Here is a 16467-nt window from a genome sequence, read left to right on the forward strand (position 1 = left end):
GGACGCCGTCCCCGCCGGCGGGTCCGGACCGGGTCGAGCCGGCGGGTCCGGACCGGGTCGAGCCGGCGGGTCCGGACCGGGTCGTGCCGACCTGGACCGACCGGGTGGTCGCGCAGGCCGCCGAGGCCGTCGGCGGCCCGTGGGGACGGCACGCGGTCACCGGCCGGGCGCTGTTCTGGACCCCGCTGCGGGTCTGCCTGCTGTTCACCACGACGGTGCTGGCGCTCGCGTGGGTGAAGCAGGCCCCCTGCTCGTCGGGCAACTGGGCGGGCAGCCTGCAGTACACCCACTTCTGCTACAACGACGCCATCCCGCTGTGGGGACTGCACGGCCTGGACCAGGGGGCCGTCCCCTACCTGGACTCCGCGGTCGAGTACCCGGTGCTGACCGGTGGGTTGATGGCGGTCGCGGCGGGGCTGGCTCGTGCCTACGGCGGGATCTCCGGCGACCAGGGACCCTTTCCCGGAGTTCCGGCGGTGCAGGCCTACTACGTGGTCACCTGCCTGCTGCTGGCGCTGCTGGCCCTCCTGGTGACGCGCACGGTCATGGCGCTGGCCGGGCGCCGGCCGTGGGACACCGCGATGGTCGCCCTCTCGCCGCTGCTGCTGGTGCACGCCTTCACCAACTGGGACCTGCTGGCCGTCGCCCTGACCGGGCTGGGCATGTGGGCGTGGGCGCGGCAGCGGGAGGTCCTGGCCGGTGCGCTGCTCGGGCTGGCGATCGCGGCGAAGTTCTACCCGTTGCTCGTGCTCGGCGCGTTGCTGCTGCTGTGCCTGCGGGCCGGGCTCTGGCGCACCTGGCTGCGGGCCGCCGGTGCCGCCGTCGTCGCCTGGCTGGCGGTCAACGTGCCGGTCGCGCTGCTGGCGTTCGACAACTGGGCCACGTTCTTCACCTTCAGCCGGGAGCGCCGGGCCAACCCCGAGACGCTGTGGAACCTGGCCATCACGCTGTCCGACGGCCGCGCGTTCGACGGGCCGCTCGCCGAGGGGCAGCCGCCCTCGGTGCTCAACGCCGTCGTCACGGTCGTGCTGCTCGCCTACGGGCTGGGCGTGGCCTGGCTGACGCTGGCCGCTCCCGTGCGGCCGCGGGTAGCGCAGGTGGCCTTCCTCCTGGTCGCGGGCTTCCTGCTGCTCAACAAGGTGTGGAGCCCGCAGTTCTCGCTGTGGCTGCTGCCCCTGGCCGTGCTCGCCCGGCCGCGCTGGCGCTCGCTGCTGCTGTGGCAGGCCGTCGAGGCGCTGGTGTGGGGGGTGACGATGCTCTGGTACCTCGGCACCGCCAACCGCGGCATCGACCAGGAGTGGTTCTGGATGGTCGTCGTCACCCGGGACGTCGCGGTCGTCGGACTCGTCGTGCTGGTGGTGCGCGAGATCTGGCGGCCCGACTCCGACGTCGTCCGCACCAGCTGGCCCGGCGTCGACGACCCCGCCGGCGGCGTGCTGGACCGTGCGCCCGACCGGCTCGCGCTCACCGGCCGGAGGACGGCGCCGCGGCTCAGCCGATCGCGGACCTGACGAGGGCGACCTCCTCGGCGTGGGCCGCGGCGTCGCCCGGGGTCTCCAGGACGATCGGCGCGTCGGCGGCCCGGGCCACGTCCAGCAGCACCTCGGGTGGGATCTCGCCGCCGGCCAGCGGCGCGTGCCGGTCGCGGCTGGACCCGGCCGCGTCGCGGCTGTTGTTGAGGTGCACGACGTCGATCCGGCCGGTGAGCGCGCGGACGTCGTCCACCGCCGTCTCGAGGTCCCACCCGGCGGCCCAGGCGTGGCAGGTGTCCAGCACGAAGCCGGTGCCGAACCCGCCGACGGCCTCCCACAGCCGCGCCAGCGCGTCGAGGTCGCGGGCCATGGCGTTGCCGCCGCCCGCGGTGTTCTCGATGAGCAGCGGGACGGCGAAGCCGCCGGCCTCGGCCTGGCGGGCGAAGGTCTTGCGCCAGTTGTCGACGCCGGCGGCCGGGTCGTCCGCGGCAAGCACGTGACCGCCGTGCACGACCAGCCCCAGCGCGCCGACGGCCGCCGCGGCGTCGGCATGCTGGCCCAGCAGCTTGCGGCTCGGGATGCGGATGCGGTTGTTCGTCGTGGCCACGTTGAGCACGTAGGGGGCGTGGACGACGACGGTGACCTCCCCCTCGCGCAGCGCGTCGGCGTCCGGCCGGGGCCGGGGCGCCTTCCACCCCTGCGGGTCGCCCAGGAAGACCTGCACGCCGTCGGCGTCCATCTCCGCCGCGCGGGCGATCGGGCCGCCGTCGAGCAGCTCGCCGGCCTCGGTCAGGCCGGGGCCGACGTGTACGCCGATCGGGTGCGTCGCCATGGGACCGACGGTAGTTCCGGCCGGCGACAGGTTTGCGCGTAACCCGGGACACACATCATCGTTCCTGCACCGTGACGGGGGTTACTCCCCGGTAGCTCGACGGAGGGTGTGCACGGACATGGCGACCGGTCGGATCCGACGCAGCGCCCGGCGGGGCCTCGCCGGGGCGCTCCTGCTCTGGCTGGCCATCCTGGGGACGTCGGTGCTCGTGGCGCCCCGTGCCCACGCCGACCCCAACGGCCGGGTGGACCCGGTGGTGGAGGTGGTCATCCGGGACCTCACGCCGCACTACGTGTCGATCGACGACGGCGACACCGTGCGCTTCACCAACCAGATCCCGGACAAGACCGTCCAGGTCGGCGGCGGGGGTCTGCTGCCGTCACTGGTGAGCGTGACGGTGCGGACCGAGGTCACGCTGACCATGCCCACGGGGACCCGGGTGCTGCCGCCCGGTGCCTCCTGGGACGAGACCTTCGACCGCGACTGCTCGCTGCCCGGCGTCGTCGACGTCTGCCTGATCGGCTACACCTACCGGCTGCAGAGCAACGCCTCGCTGACCGCGGCGCTCACCGACGCGGTGTTCCGCCTGCTCCCTCCGCTGCCGGTGCCCACGCCGTTCGTCGTCACCACGCTGCCGCTGCCCAACCTGCCGGGGGTCGACCTGCCGCAGCTCCCGGTGATCGACGTCCCGACCCTGCTGCCCGGTGTCGGCGAGGTCCTGCCGCAGCTCGTCCCGCAGGGGGAGGCGCCCGCGCCGGCGCAGCAGCCCGTCGTCCCGTCGGCGCCGGCGGCGTCCGGCGTCGACGGGCTCCCCTACGCCTACGACACCGGGCTGGGCGCGGCGGACATGTCGCCGACCGGGGGCGGGGTGGCGGTGCTCGACCTGAGCCGGTTCACGCCGGCCTCGGGGGCGTCGGCCGGCGCCGGGGCCGCCGCGGGCGGATCCGGTGGGCGCGCAGGGAGCTACGACGGCGCCCCGGTGCCGGTGTTCGGCCGGCTGTCCGGGCTCGGGGAGGCGCTGGACGAGGAGAGCGCGAGCAGCGCCGACCCGGCCGACCCGGCCGCCGGCCCGCTCCCGCTCCCCGCGCTGCTCGCCATGGTGGCGCTGGCGGCGGCCACGGCCGCCCTGGTCCGCACGCACCTGGCCACCCGGTCGACCGGCGGGTCGCCCCGCTCGCGCTGAGCACCCCGCCGGGCGCCGTCCCTCGCTGCCCGGCCGCGCACGTCCGGGGTGGTCCTGTGGACGGCGGCGGAGGGTCGTCCCCGGCGCTGGTAGCCTGTGCGGTGGCGCGTTCTCCTCCCGCTCCCGCGGGGGTGGGGCGCGCGACGCATGTACGACCCTCCTGCTGCAGATGCACTGCAGCCGCCGAGACCAGAGGAGGTGGGGTTTCTCCATGCGCAACTACGAACTGATGGTCATCCTCGACCCCGAGCTGGAGGAGCGCACGATCGCTCCCTCCCTCGACCGGTTCCTGACCGTCGTCACCAACTCCGGTGGCACGGTGGGCAAGGTCGACATCTGGGGCCGTCGCCGGCTCGCCTTCGAGATCAAGAAGCAGATCGAGGGCATCTACGCCGTCATCGACATCAACGCCGAGCCCGCCGCGGTGGCCGAGCTCGACCGGCAGCTGAACCTCAACGAGTCGGTCCTGCGCACCAAGCTGATGCGGCCCGAGGTCCACTGACCATGGCCGGCGAGACCGTCATCACCGTCATCGGCAACCTGACCTCCGACCCGGAGCTGCGGTTCACGCCGTCGGGTGCCGCGGTCGCCAACTTCACGGTCGCCTCGACCCCGCGGACGTTCGACCGCCAGTCGCAGGAGTGGAAGGACGGCGAGGCGCTCTTCCTGCGCTGCAACGTGTGGCGGCAGGCGGCGGAGAACGTCGCCGAGTCCCTCACCCGGGGCTCGCGGGTCATCGTCTCCGGCCGGCTCAAGCAGCGCTCCTTCGAGACGAAGGAGGGCGAGAAGCGCACCGTCGTCGAGCTCGAGGTCGACGAGGTGGGCCCCTCGCTGCGCTACGCCACCGCCAAGGTCACCAAGGCCCAGCGCGGTGAGGGTGGCGGCGGCTTCGGCGGTGGCGGCGGCGGCTTCGGTGGTGGCGGAGGCGGCGGTGGCGGTGGCGCCAGCGACCCGTGGTCGACGCCGGCCGGCCCGTCCGACGAGCCGCCCTTCTGAGCAAGGACCCCCTCGCCCCCACGCCTCGCTCCGCTCGGCGCGGGGCCCTGCGAGGGGGCCGTTCCACACCCTCACTTCCTGATCCACGTCGTACCTGGAGAACCCAGTGCCCAAGCCCCCCGTGCGCAAGCCCAAGAAGAAGGTCTGCCAGTTCTGCAAGGACAAGGCGACCTACGTCGACTACAAGGACACGACCCTGCTGCGGAAGTTCATCTCCGACCGCGGCAAGATCCGTGCCCGCCGCGTGAGCGGCAACTGCAGCCAGCACCAGCGTGACGTCGCGACGGCCGTGAAGAACAGCCGCGAGATGGCGCTGCTGCCCTACACCTCCACGGCGCGCTGACCATGAGCTCGATGAAGCTGATCCTGACGCAGGAGGTCACCGGTCTCGGGTCCTCCGGCGACACCGTCGAGGTCAAGGGCGGCTACGGCCGCAACTACCTCCTGCCCCGCGGGCTGGCCATCGTGGCCACCCGCGGTGCCGAGAAGCAGGTGGAGTCGCTGCGCCGGGCGCGGGCCACCCGCGACGTGCGCAGCCTCGAGGAGGCGCAGGCCGTGGCCGGCCGCCTCGGCGGGCTGACCGTCCGCGTGCCGGCCCGCGCCGGCGAGGGCGGCCGCCTGTTCGGGCGCGTCACCACCGCCGACGTCGCCGCCGCGGTCATCGCCGCCGGCGGGCCGGAGCTCGACCGTCGTCGCATCGAGCTGCCCAGCAGCATCAAGACGACCGGCCAGCACAAGGTCACGGTGCGCATCCACCCCGAGGTCGCCTCGGAGCTGACGATCGACGTCGTCGCCTCCTGACCCACGCACCACCCCACGAGGGGCGTCGGACTCCGGTCCGGCGCCCCTCGTGGCGTTCCCGGGCCGCTCAGGACGTCGTCCGGACGCCGGGGCGCCCGTGGGGCGGCCCTCGGCCCGTCCCGCGGGCGCCGTGCGCCGTGCGCCGTGCGCCCAGGGACCGTCCGGTGGCCCGAACGGTCGCCGGCAGCGCCGTGGCGGCGCCCCGGCCGCGTGTGGACGACGACCCGGCGAGTGACGGCTGGGACACCTGGGTCGGGCGGGCGACACGCCGGGCGGCGACACGGCGAGTTCTCCCGGATTTCTCCCGTCCACACCCGGTGCGTCGTCCCGGTGCTGGTCAGGTGCGGGATACGCGGTCGACCTCGTTCCCGTCCCCCGCTGTCTCCACATGTCGACACGCCTGTGTCCACCGACTTGTCCACAAGTTGTGCAGAACGGCGCCCACAGCGGTGTTGGACGGACCGGTCCGCCGTTCCTAACGTCCTCCCTGCCTACCCGCCCGACCGGGACCTGTCGGTGGCTCGCGGTAGGAACTCCTCGAACGCACGTTCGAGACGGGTGACGAACGTCCTGGTGCTCCCCCACCGGGCCCCGGCCGGCGGCCGGGGTCTGTGGCGGGGTGCGCCGGAGAGTGGATGGAGGAACTGACGTGGCGGTGGCCGACGACTTCAGCCGGCCCCAGGCGACGGCGCCGGAGTACGACCGCCAGCCGCCGCAGGACGTCCAGGCGGAGCAGTCGGTGCTCGGCGGGATGCTGCTGAGCAAGGACGCGATCGCCGACGTCGTCGAGCAGCTGCACAGCGCCGACTTCTACCGGCCGGCGCACGCGATCGTCTTCGACTGCATCCTCGACCTCTACGGCCGCGGTGAGCCGGCGGACGCGATCACCGTCGCCGCGGAGCTCAACCGCACCGACCAGCTGTCGAAGATGGGCGGCGCGGTCTACCTGCACACGCTGATCGCCTCGACTCCGACCGCGGCCAACGCCGGCTACTACGCCGCGATCGTCGCCGAGCAGGCCGTGCTGCGGCGGCTGGTGGAGGCCGGCACCCGGGTGGTGCAGCTGGGCTACGGCGCGGCCGGCGGCCGGGGCGACGTCGACGACATCGTCGACCGCGCCCAGCAGGAGATCTACGACGTCACCGAGAAGCGGATGAGCGAGGACTACTCGCGGCTCGAGGACATCCTCCAGCCGACGATGGACGAGCTCGACGCCATCGCCAGCCGCGGCGGGGTCAGCCGCGGCGTCCCGACCGGCATCCGCGACCTCGACGAGCTCACCAACGGCCTGCAGGCCGGCCAGATGGTCGTCATCGCGGCCCGTCCCGGTGTGGGCAAGGCCCTCGCGCTCGACACCCCGATCGCGACTCCGACCGGGTGGACGACCATGGGCGGGATCGCAGTCGGCGACCGCGTGCTCGGGTCCGACGGCCGGCCGACCACCGTGGTCGCCGCGACGGACGTGCTGACCGACCGGCCCTGCTACGAGGTGCACTTCTCCGACGGCTCGGTGATCGTCGCCGATGCCCAGCACCAGTGGCTGACCGAGACCCGGGTCGGCCGCCGCTCCGCACAGCAGGCGCGCACCGGCTGCAACCGCTACCGCAGCCAGCAGACCTCCGCCGGGGTGCGGACCACCGAGGAGATCGCCCGCACCGTCCGGTGCGCGACCGCGGACGCACGCCTCAACCACTCCGTCACCAACGCCGCCCCGCTCGACCTGCCCGAGGCCGACCTGCCGCTGCCGCCGTACACGCTGGGCGTCTGGCTCGGTGACGGCACCTCGGTCGAGGCGCAGTTCACCAGCGTGGACCCCGAGATCGCGGTTCACATCGAGGCCGAGGGGCTCGTGGTCCAGCCGACCGGCGTCGACCGGCGGTACTCGCTCCGGCTGCCGCAGGCCGAGGTCGCCGCCCGCACGTGCCCGATGTGCGGGGAGCTGTTCGCGCCGCGGACGTCGCAGGTGCAGACCTGCCGTGGCGACCACGGCACCGTGGAGGCGCTGCTCCGCGGCCTCGGCGTGCTCGGCGACAAGCACATCCCGGCCGCCTACCTGCGGGCCTCGGCGACCCAGCGGCGGGCTCTGCTCGCCGGGCTGCTCGACACGGACGGCACCGTGGCCCCCAGCGGGGTCGTCCAGTTCGCCGTCACCAGCCGCCGGCTGGCCGAGGACGCCCGCGAGCTGATCGCGAGCCTCGGCCACCGGGTGCGGATGAGCACCCAGCGCGTGACGGGCCGCAGCGACAGCTCCTCGACCTGCTACACCCTGACGTTCAGCACCGACGACGAGGTCTTCCGCCTGGAGCGCATGAAGCTGCTGCACAAGGAGCGCGGGGCACGCACCCGCACCGCGCGGGGCGCCCGGTTCATCACCGAGGTGCGGCCGATCGCCGGCGTGCCGGTGCGCTGCATCCAGGTCGACGCCGCCGACTCGCTCTTCCTGGCCGGGCGCAGCTTCATCCCGACGCACAACTCGACGCTGGGTCTGGACATCGCGCGGTCAGCGGCGATCAAGCACCACATGTCCACGGTCATCTTCTCGCTCGAGATGAGCAAGCACGAGATCACCATGCGCCTGCTGTCGGCCGAGGCCAAGGTGCCGCTGCACCACATGCGCGCCGGCACGCTGTCCGACGAGGACTGGTCGAAGCTGGCCCGCCGGATGGGCGAGGTGGCCGACGCCCCGCTCTACATCGACGACTCGCCGAACATGACGATGATGGAGATCCGGGCCAAGGCTCGGCGGCTCAAGCAGCGCAACGACCTGAAACTCGTGGTCATCGACTACCTGCAGCTCATGACGTCGGGCAAGCGCGTCGAGAGCCGCCAGCAGGAGGTCTCGGAGTTCTCCCGGGCACTCAAGCTCCTGGCCAAGGAAATCGAGTGCCCGGTGATCGCGATGTCGCAGCTGAACCGTGGCTCTGAGCAGCGGCAGGACAAGAAGCCGATGCTCTCCGATCTTCGCGAATCCGGTTGCCTGCCGGCTGACACCAGGATCCTGCGTGCAGACACGGGGGCGGAAGTCACCATTGGTGAACTGTTCGAGAGCGGTGCCACAGATGTACCGGTCTGGGGGCTCGACGACAGCCTGCGATACGTGCGGCGCCATCTCACGCATGCCTTCTCGACGGGGCGTAAGCCGGTGCTGACCCTGACGACGGCATCCGGGAAGACGGTGCGGGCGACGGCCAACCACCCCTTTCTCACCTACGACGGGTTCCGGCCACTCGGGGAGCTAGCCGCCGGTGACCGCATCGCGGTGCCGCGGCACGTGCCGGCGCCGGACCGCATGACGGTCTGGGAGGACGACAAGGTCGTCCTGCTGGCCCACATGATCGGGGATGGCAGCTTCGTCAAGCGCCAGCCGCTGCGGTACGCGTCGATCGACGAGGCCAACCTGCGCGCCGTCACGACGGCGGCGCTGCACTTCGGCGTCGTCGCCGTCCGCGACGAGTACGAGGCGGCGCGGTGCACCACCCTGCGGTTACCGGCGCCCTTCCGGCTCGCGCGCGGCAAGCGGAACCCGATCGCGGCGTGGCTCGACGAACTCGGGCTCTTCGGCCTGCGCAGCCACGAGAAGTTCGTGCCACAGCCGGTGTTCTCGCTGCCGAAGAAGCAGATCGCGATGTTCCTGCGTCATCTCTGGGCCACCGATGGATCCGTCACGGTGAACAAGACCGGGCGCGGCGGACGCGTCTACTACGCCTCGACGAGCCGCCGGCTGGTCGACGACCTCTCGCGGCTGCTGCTCCGCTTCGGTATCTCCTGCCGGATCCGCCGGACGCGAAAGAGTGGCTACCGCGACGGCTGGACGCTCGACATCTCCGGCTGCGACGACCAGCGCCGATTCCTCGGCGAGATCGGCGTCCACGGGGCGCGCGCCGAGTCCGTGGAGCGACTGCTTGCCGTCGTCAGAGAGACGTCAGTAGGCGCGAAGTCGGACACCGTGCCAGCCGCGGTGTGGAACAGGGTTCGTTCCGTGATGGAGGAGCGAGGGATGAGTCACCGGGTCCTGGCTGCAGCGTTGGGCGCTGACCCGCACCCCTCTCGCTGGTCGAAGCATGCTCTGAGCCGCGAACGGCTTGGTCGGATCGCGGCGATCCTCGGAGACGCAGAGCTCGATATACAGGCGCTCAACGACCTCTATTGGGATGAGATCGTGCACATCGAACTCGGGCCGGAAGAAGAGGTCTACGACGTGACAGTGCTGGGGACCCACAACTTCATCGCCGACGGATTCGCTGTCTCGAACAGCATCGAACAGGATGCCGACATGGTGATGATGATCCACCGCGAGGACATGTACGAGAAGGAATCGCCTCGAGCGGGCGAGGCCGACATCATGCTGGTCAAGCACCGGAATGGTCCGACGGCCAATGTCACGGTCGCTTTCCAGGGCCATTACAGCCGATTCGTCGACATGGCCAACTGATCGCCCCGTCGAGGCCGCGGTGAGGTGACCCGGGAATCTTTGCTCCGCCCCCGAGGCGACGCTCGGACGCCTCGGCGAGGCGGGCAGCGGCCACCGCGCGGATTCCGACGGGGGTGACCGCCGGCCGGCCACCACCACCACCACCAGCAGCAGCAGCACCAGGCGGGTAGCCGCTCGGCGGTCCTTCGCGGGGTCACCCCCTCGTACGAGGACGTCGAGCGGCGCGCCGAGGTCATGTCACCTCCGGTGGCTTCGGCCCCGACGTGCCGATCGCTGCTGAGCTGGTCGAGCTGGTCGGCGCGTTGCCGAACCGGCCGATGAACCACGAGGCCGACCCCGCCTCTGCCAGGAGGCGAGGCTGCGATCGGTCATGACCCTAGTGCAATACACGACGTCGTGTAACGCTTCTCACATGGCACTCGACCAGCACGCGCAGGAGTTCCTCGACGCCGCGTCGCGTGGGCCCTCCACGCCGCTCGCGGAGACGTCGGTCGCCGACCTGCGTGCCGCCATCGACGCCCTGATCCCCGTCGGCTTCGAGCGCGAGGACGTGTGGGCGGTCGAGGAGCAGCAGATCGCCGGTGTGCCCGCGCGGCGATACGTCCCGGAGCCCGCCGTTCCCGCCACGGTCGTCTACCTGCACGGGGGCTCGTTCGTCCGTTGCGGGCTCCACACGCACGACACGCTGTGCCGCCGCCTGGCGAACCGCTCGGGCTGCGCCGTCGTCGCCGTCGACTTCTCGCTGGCGCCGGAGGCGACCTACCCCCGTCAACTGGACGAGATCGGGTCGGTCGTCGAGGCGCTCGTCCGCGGCGGAGCCACCGGCGGGGTGGGAGCCCCCGGCAGGGTCATGGTGGCCGGGGAGTCCAGCGGCGGGAATCTCGCCGCTGCCACGGCCCTCCGGCTCCGGGACGCCGGCGGTCCCGCGCTCGCCGGGCTCGTCCTGCTCGTCCCCGTCCTCGACCGCGACTCCGGCACGACCTCCCGTCGCGAGCTCGCGCAGGACTACGGGCTCTCCGACGAGCAACTGCGGTGGATGTTCGACCAGTACGCGCCGGGCGCGGCGGACGACGACCCCCTGGTCCACCCGTTCCGCGCCCGTGACCTGGGCGGCCTGCCGCCCACGGCCGTCGTCACCGCCGAGTTCGACCCGCTGCGCGACGAGGGGGAGGCCTTCGCCGGGCGGATCCGGGCCGCCGGCGCGCGGGCCGAGTACACGTGCATCCCCGGGACCATCCACCACGCCCCGCTCGTGCCGCGCAGGATCCCGGCCGGCGCGGCCGTCGTCGACACCGCCGCGGCGTTCCTGCGGACCTTCGCCGCCTGACGCGGCCCGACGAGCCATCGAGAGCGGAAGGGACGCGTGGTGCAGCGATGATGCTCACCGAGTACCTGGACCGGGCAGCGGAGGCCGTGGGGGACGAGCCGAGCCTCATCCGCCCCGACGGCACCGTCTCGCTGACCCATCGGGGACTGCAGGAACTGAGCCACCGCATCGCCCGGGCGCTCCTGCGGGACGGTCTCCGGCCCGGTGACCGGGTCGGCGTCCTGAGCAGCAACGATCCCGCCGCGCTGGCCGGCATGCTGGGCATCATCCGGGCGGGCGGCGTCTGGACCGCCGTGAACACGGCATCCGGCGCCCCGGACCAGGCGGCCTTCCTCTCCCTCGTCGGATGCCGGCGGCTGGTGCACCACCCGGACCTCGGGGACCGGGCGGCGCAGCTCGAGGAGCAGGTCCCCACCCTCGAGTCCACCGTCCGGCTGGGCGCGGCCGATCCGGACGACGACTGGGACGACTGGCTGGACGGAGAGAGGGAGAGCCCGGCCCCGACCTCCCGTTCGAGCCGGACCGGGTCGCCGCGTTGCTGCCGACGGGCGGCACCACCGGCTTGCCGAAGGCCGTCCCCGTCACGCACCGGCAGTTGCACCTCATGTGCCTGGCGTTCGCCGTGCACCTTGAGGAGCCGGCTCCGCCCCGCTACATCTGCGCCACGCCGATGACGCACGCCGCCGGGATGATGTGCCTCGCCGTGCTCGGGCAGGGCGGCACGGTGGTCGTCCACGACGGCGTGGATCCCGAGGCCGTCCTCGGCTCGATCGAGCGCAACCGCGCGAGCAGTCTCTTCCTCCCGCCCACGGCGCTCTACAAGCTGCTCGGCGAGCCGCGCGTCCGGGAGCGGGACCTCTCCTCGTTGCGGCACGTCCTCATCGCGGGCGCCCCCCTGGCGCCGGACCGTCTCGCCCAGGCCGTCGAGGTCTTCGGTCCGGTCATGGCCCAGAGCTTCGGCCAGGCGGAGGCACCCATGATGTGCACCGTCCACGGCGCCGCCGAGGTCGCCGCAGCGGCCGCCGACCCCGCCCTGCGCCACCGGCTGGCCTCTTGCGGACGGTCGTCCGTGGTCGCCCGGGTCGCGATCATGGGCGAGGACGGCGCCCTGCTCGGTCCTGGCGAGCACGGGGAGATCGTCGTCCGGTCCGGCCTCGTCACGGCCGGCTACTGGGAGGACCCGGAGGCGAGCGCCCAGACGGCCCGCCCCGGAGGTTGGTACGGCACCGGTGACATCGGCATGCGCGACGACGACGGGTTCGTCTACATCGTCGACCGCAAGCGCGACCTGATCATCTCCGGCGGCTTCAACGTGTTCCCCTCCGAGGTGGAGGCGTTCCTGCACACGCTGCCCGGAGTCGGGGACTGCGCCGTCATCGGCCTGCCCGACCCGCGCTGGGGCGAGTCCGTGACCGCCGTGGTCGAGCCGAGACCCGGTGCCGTCGTCGACGCCGATGCCCTCGTCGCCGCGTGCCGGGCCCATCTGGGCCCCGTGAAGGCCCCCAAGACCGTCATCTTCCGTGACCTGCCGCGCTCCGGCGTCGGCAAGGTGCTCAAGCGCTCCCTGCGCGACGAGTACTGGGCGACGGCCTCGCGCCGCATCTGACCGCCGCCCCCACCGCTCCCCGGGACCGCCCGAGGAGCGCCCTGTTCCCCTGCCCTGCGCACGTCGGCCGGGCAGTCGGTTGCCGTACCCATCCCCGAGGAGACCCCGTGATCGACGACTACTTCGTGATCAACCCGGTGGCGCACGCCTACAACCTGGAACCGGCCAACATCAGGAACAAGCCCGGGCAGCTGCTCTGCGACATGCTCTGGGGCCTGCACCAGACCTGGTCCCCGCCGCACGCGCAGATGACCCACGAGGAGTTCACGTCCGACTGGACCGTGGACGCTCTCGCGCAGGCTCTGTTCGTCGAGGCCGACGTCGACATCGCATCGACGCACACCCTCCGCCTCGACTCCTACTTCCACGACGGGCTGGCGGCGCGGGAGAAGACCGTCGAGGCCGCGACGCGCTATCCCGACCGGTTCCTCGCCTACGTGGGGGTGGACCCGACCGCGGGGCTCGAGACCTGCCTGCGCGATCTGGACGAGCAGATGGCCGATCTCCCGCAGGCGGTGGGCCTGAAGATGTACCCGGCGCAGGTGGAGCCGGACCGGTCCTGGCGCATGGACGACCCCGACCTGGCGTTCCCGATCATCGAGCGCGCCATCGAGCACGGGCTCAAGACCGTCGCCATCCACAAGGCCGCACCGCTGGGCCCGGTGCCGATGAACCCCTACCGGGTGGACGACGTCGACGGCGCCGCCGGTCGGTTCCCGGAGATGAACTTCGAGATCATCCACGCCGGTCTCGCGTTCACCCGGGAGACCTCGCTCGCCCTCGCCCGCTTCGCCAACGTGTACGCCAACCTCGAGGTCACCAGCCTCCTGCTGCTCAAGGCCCCGCAGATGTTCGAGGAGGTCATGGCCGAGTTCATGCTCTGGGGCGGGCCCGACAAGATCATCTTCTCTGACGGGACGATGTTCGCCCACACCCAGCCGTTCCTCGAGGCGTTCGTCGACTTCCAGTTCTCCGAGCGCACCTGCAACGGGATGGGCGTCGAGCCGCTCACCCGCGAGGACAAGGCGAAGATCCTCGGCGGCAACTACGCGCGGCTGGTCGGCCTGGACATCGACGCGGCGAGGGCCCGCATCGAGGGCGACGAGTTCGCGGTCGCGCGCGCCTCCGCCGACCGGCCGGCGCCCTACGCCGCCTGGAAGCGCGAGTTCGCCGCGGACCAGGTGGGGCTGCGGCGATGACCCGGGCACCTGGCAGCGCCCGTCCGGGTGCCGCCCCCGAGGACCGCGAGGCGGCGATCGCCGCGGCGCTCGCCTCCGTCGACGACCCGTGCAGCATCGCCGCTCAGGCGCCGATGAGCATCGGCGACCTCGGCCTGGTGCGGGACTGGCGGGTGGACGGCGGCGTGGTCACCGTCACCGTCAGCCCGACGGCGCCCTCGTGCGTCCTCATGGGCTCCATCGCCCAGGCGATCGAGGAACGGGTCGGCGCCGTCGAGGGGGTCGACAGCGTCCACGTCGAGCTGGACACCCACACGATCTGGTCACCGGAGCTCATGAGCGACGGCGGCCGGCAGCGGCTGGCGGAGCGACGTCGGACCTCGCTGCTCAGCGTGCCGGTCCGCCCCCGCCAGTGGGAGGCGGCCGGGGCCCGGGCGGGCGAGGGGGGGTGGGTCGCCGTGATCCGCAACGTCGTGGTGGGCCGACTGCTCGACGACGTCGATCCCGGCGAGGTGGAGCGGGGGCTCCAGGCCCTGCGCGAGCTGCGCGTCGAGGGCGTGGGAGTGGTCCTGGCCGGGCTGGACCTCGGGCTCCGCGACGGCAACGCCGACTTCGTCGTCACGGCCGACATCGAGGACGAGGCCGCGTACCGCCGCTACGACGAGGACCCCGAGCACAACCGGATCCGGCGGGAGGTGTTCGGCCGGCTGTGCTCCCGGATCGAGCGGGTGCAGTTCCGCCTGCCGGGCTGAGGTCGGCCCTGCGCGGGCCGGGTCGCTAGAGTCGCGACGATGTCAGGCAAGCCGGCGGCCACGCCCAGCACGCGCGGGTCGCGCGCCGGCCGACCGCCGCGGAGGGAGCTCATCCTCGACGCCCTCGAGGAGCTCCTGGTCGACACACCGCTCCGCGACCTCGGCGTGGAGCAGGTGGCCGAGCGCGCAGGCATCACGCGCACGCGGTTCTACTTCTACTACAAGTCCAAGCACGAGGCGTACGCCGCGCTGCTGGCGCGGGTGCGCCACCGGCTCACCGAGTTCTACGCGACCCAGGATTCGTGGTTCCAGCGCGGCGCGGGTGTGCGGCCACGGGAGTCGATGCTGGCCACCGTGCGCGCCGTCGTGGAGTTCTGGCTGGCACACGGTGCGGTCATGCGGGAGGGGGCCGACCTGTGGAACTCGGTGGCCGAGACTCGCACCCTCTGGCACGACGTCATCGCCATGCCCGTCGGGCACATGGTGGCGGCGATCGACCGCGAACGCCGGCGCGGCCTGGCGCCCCCGGGTCCCGACGCCGAGCACCTGGCCCTCAACCTCATCTGGCACGGCGAGCGCATGCTCTTCCTGATGCTGACCGGCGCTCCCGGCAACATGAGCGTCGACGAGCTGGTCGACAGCGCGACGACGGTCTGGATGCGAGCCATCTACCTGGACGACGACCCCGACCCGGCGGCGTTCGGCGAGACCCCTCCTCGCTGACCGGCCGGGCGCAGCGCTGCCTCCCAGCAGCGCCGCCGTCTCCCTCCCCGGCCGGCCCCGGCCGTCCCCACCGACTCGTCAGGAGTCCCCATGAAGGCTGCGGTCTACCGCGCCACCGGTCCCGCCCGCGAGGTCCTGCACGTCGAGGACCTGCCGGTGCCCGAGCCCGGCCCCGGTGAGGTCCGGGTGGCCGTCACGCTCTCGGGCGTCAACCCGACCGACTGGAAGGGGCGAGCCGGGTTCAACGGGCGACCCGGCCCCGAGACCTTCCAGGTCCCTCACCACGATGGCGCCGGTCGGGTCGACGCCGTCGGTCCAGGGGTGACCGGGCTGGCCGTGGGCCAGCGGGTGTGGGTCTTCCTCGCCGCGTTCGGCAACCGGTACGGGACCGCGGCCGAGTTCGCCGTGCTGCCCGCCGAACGGGTGGTCCCCCTGCCGGACGGTGCCTCCGACGAGCTCGGCGCCTGCCTCGGGGTCCCGGCGCTGACGGCGGCGCACTGCCTCGGCGGCGACCCGGCCGCGGTCGAGGGGCGGACCGTGCTCGTCGCCGGCGGCGCCGGGGCGGTCGGCCACTTCGCGATCGAACTCGCCAAGCAGGCGGGCGCCCGGGTCGTCACCACGGTGAGCAGCCCTGCCAAGGCCGAGCTCGCGCGGGCCGCCGGGGCAGACCTAGTCCTCGACTACCGGCGGGACGACGTGGTGGCCCGCACGCGCGAGGCCGTCGGCGAGGTCCACCGTGTCGTCGAGGTGGCCCTGGGGTCCAACCTGGAGATCGACCTCGCCGTGCTGGCGGGTGGTGGCCTCGTCGTCGTCTATGCGCAGGAGGACGAGGACCCGCAGCTGCCGACCTACCGCCTCCTGTCGGCCAACGTCTCCCTCCGGTTCGTCCTGCTCTACGGGCTCTCGCGCCGGGACCTGGACCGCGCCGTCTCGTGGACCTCCGCGGCCACCGGGGCAGGTGCGCTCTCCCCGCTGCCGATCACACCGTTCCCGCTGGACCGGATCGTCGACGCCCACCTCGCCGTCGAGGGCGGTGCGGTCGGCAAGGCCGTCGTCCGTCCCGGGGAGCCGGTGGCACCGGGACACGGGTGATCGGGACCAGTGCGCCGGGCAGCACCCCGGCGTGCCACCGTGGGGCCGTTGCGCCGCGTCGGTGTTCCACGTG

General features: G+C 72.8%; 14 protein-coding genes and 1 pseudogene. 14 read left to right on the top strand and 1 reads right to left on the bottom strand.

All coding sequences use genetic code 11. From position 1 onward, the window contains the following. The first annotated feature begins 83 nt into the window (after positions 1-83). Complete coding sequence (locus ACK586_RS05345; protein ID WP_409329414.1) at positions 84-1511, top strand: glycosyltransferase family 87 protein; 1428 nt, start codon at positions 84-86, stop codon at positions 1509-1511. Here the strand turns inward: ACK586_RS05345 and ACK586_RS05350 are convergent. After that, a complete protein-coding gene (locus ACK586_RS05350) occupies positions 1492-2304 on the bottom strand; it encodes a deoxyribonuclease IV (RefSeq protein ID WP_409329415.1) in 813 nt (270 codons plus the stop codon). The genes ACK586_RS05345 and ACK586_RS05350 overlap by 20 nt on opposite strands. Positions 2305-2422: 118 nt before the next feature. Here ACK586_RS05350 and ACK586_RS05355 point away from each other — a divergent pair, with 118 nt between their 5' ends. From ACK586_RS05355 to ACK586_RS05415, 13 genes and pseudogenes are all read left to right on the top strand, one after another. Beyond that, a complete protein-coding gene (locus ACK586_RS05355) occupies positions 2423-3487 on the top strand; it encodes a hypothetical protein (RefSeq protein ID WP_409329416.1) in 1065 nt (354 codons plus the stop codon). 211 nt (positions 3488-3698) lie between these two features. After that, positions 3699-3989 (top strand): 30S ribosomal protein S6, encoded by a 291-nt coding sequence (gene rpsF / locus ACK586_RS05360; protein WP_409329417.1) that lies wholly within the window; start codon positions 3699-3701, stop codon positions 3987-3989. Between the two features lie 2 nt (positions 3990-3991). After that, positions 3992-4483: a single-stranded DNA-binding protein gene (locus ACK586_RS05365; RefSeq protein WP_409329418.1), complete on the top strand. Its 492-nt coding sequence runs from the start codon at positions 3992-3994 to the stop codon at positions 4481-4483. Between the two features lie 106 nt (positions 4484-4589). After that, the gene (gene rpsR / locus ACK586_RS05370) at positions 4590-4826 is read left to right on the top strand and encodes a 30S ribosomal protein S18 (RefSeq protein ID WP_014378671.1); all 237 of its coding nucleotides are present in this window, start codon (positions 4590-4592) and stop codon (positions 4824-4826) included. Positions 4827-4837: 11 nt separating this feature from the next. Beyond that, a complete protein-coding gene (gene rplI, locus ACK586_RS05375; protein ID WP_409329419.1) occupies positions 4838-5284 on the top strand; it encodes a 50S ribosomal protein L9 in 447 nt (148 codons plus the stop codon). A 649-nt stretch (positions 5285-5933) separates the two neighbouring features. Beyond that, a complete protein-coding gene (locus tag ACK586_RS05380; RefSeq protein WP_409329420.1) occupies positions 5934-9716 on the top strand; it encodes a replicative DNA helicase in 3783 nt (1260 codons plus the stop codon). 412 nt (positions 9717-10128) lie between these two features. Next, the gene (locus ACK586_RS05385) at positions 10129-11043 is read left to right on the top strand and encodes an alpha/beta hydrolase (RefSeq protein WP_409329421.1); all 915 of its coding nucleotides are present in this window, start codon (positions 10129-10131) and stop codon (positions 11041-11043) included. A gap of 50 nt (positions 11044-11093) precedes the next feature. After that, positions 11094-11492: pseudogene (locus ACK586_RS05390) on the top strand (AMP-binding protein); the annotation flags it as partial. After that, a complete protein-coding gene (locus ACK586_RS05395) occupies positions 11390-12649 on the top strand; it encodes an AMP-binding protein (protein ID WP_409329422.1) in 1260 nt (419 codons plus the stop codon). The pseudogene ACK586_RS05390 and the gene ACK586_RS05395, both read left to right, overlap by 103 nt. 107 nt (positions 12650-12756) lie before the next feature. Continuing rightward, positions 12757-13848 carry an amidohydrolase family protein gene (locus ACK586_RS05400; protein ID WP_409329423.1) on the top strand — a complete coding sequence of 364 codons (1092 nt, stop codon included), beginning with the start codon at positions 12757-12759 and terminating at the stop codon, positions 13846-13848. Further along, on the top strand, positions 13845-14579 hold the full coding sequence (locus ACK586_RS05405; protein WP_409329424.1) for an iron-sulfur cluster assembly protein: 735 nt from the start codon (positions 13845-13847) through the stop codon (positions 14577-14579). Before ACK586_RS05400 ends, ACK586_RS05405 begins: the two co-directional genes overlap by 4 nt. 39 nt (positions 14580-14618) lie before the next feature. Continuing rightward, on the top strand, positions 14619-15302 hold the full coding sequence (locus ACK586_RS05410; RefSeq protein ID WP_409329425.1) for a TetR/AcrR family transcriptional regulator: 684 nt from the start codon (positions 14619-14621) through the stop codon (positions 15300-15302). Between the two features lie 90 nt (positions 15303-15392). After that, on the top strand, positions 15393-16394 hold the full coding sequence (locus ACK586_RS05415) for an NADPH:quinone reductase (RefSeq protein ID WP_409329426.1): 1002 nt from the start codon (positions 15393-15395) through the stop codon (positions 16392-16394). Positions 16395-16467 lie beyond the last annotated feature (73 nt).

Source organism: Trujillonella humicola (genome assembly GCF_046233715.1).
Taxonomy (GTDB): Bacteria; Actinomycetota; Actinomycetes; order Mycobacteriales; family Geodermatophilaceae; genus Trujillonella; species Trujillonella humicola.

What these genes read in the sequence shown, in the direction of transcription:
- ACK586_RS05385 (WP_409329421.1), top strand. Translation starts at nt 10,129, where the DNA reads ATGGCACTCGACCAGCACGCGCAGGAGTTCCTCGACGCCGCGTCGCGT.
- ACK586_RS05405 (WP_409329424.1), top strand. Translation starts at nt 13,845, where the DNA reads ATGACCCGGGCACCTGGCAGCGCCCGTCCGGGTGCCGCCCCCGAGGAC.
- ACK586_RS05415 (WP_409329426.1), top strand. Translation starts at nt 15,393, where the DNA reads ATGAAGGCTGCGGTCTACCGCGCCACCGGTCCCGCCCGCGAGGTCCTG.
- ACK586_RS05395 (WP_409329422.1), top strand. Translation starts at nt 11,390, where the DNA reads ATGCCGGCGGCTGGTGCACCACCCGGACCTCGGGGACCGGGCGGCGCA.
- ACK586_RS05365 (WP_409329418.1), top strand. Translation starts at nt 3,992, where the DNA reads ATGGCCGGCGAGACCGTCATCACCGTCATCGGCAACCTGACCTCCGAC.
- ACK586_RS05355 (WP_409329416.1), top strand. Translation starts at nt 2,423, where the DNA reads ATGGCGACCGGTCGGATCCGACGCAGCGCCCGGCGGGGCCTCGCCGGG.
- rpsF (WP_409329417.1), top strand. Translation starts at nt 3,699, where the DNA reads ATGCGCAACTACGAACTGATGGTCATCCTCGACCCCGAGCTGGAGGAG.
- ACK586_RS05410 (WP_409329425.1), top strand. Translation starts at nt 14,619, where the DNA reads ATGTCAGGCAAGCCGGCGGCCACGCCCAGCACGCGCGGGTCGCGCGCC.
- ACK586_RS05350 (WP_409329415.1), bottom strand. Translation starts at nt 2,304, where the DNA reads ATGGCGACGCACCCGATCGGCGTACACGTCGGCCCCGGCCTGACCGAG.
- rplI (WP_409329419.1), top strand. Translation starts at nt 4,838, where the DNA reads ATGAAGCTGATCCTGACGCAGGAGGTCACCGGTCTCGGGTCCTCCGGC.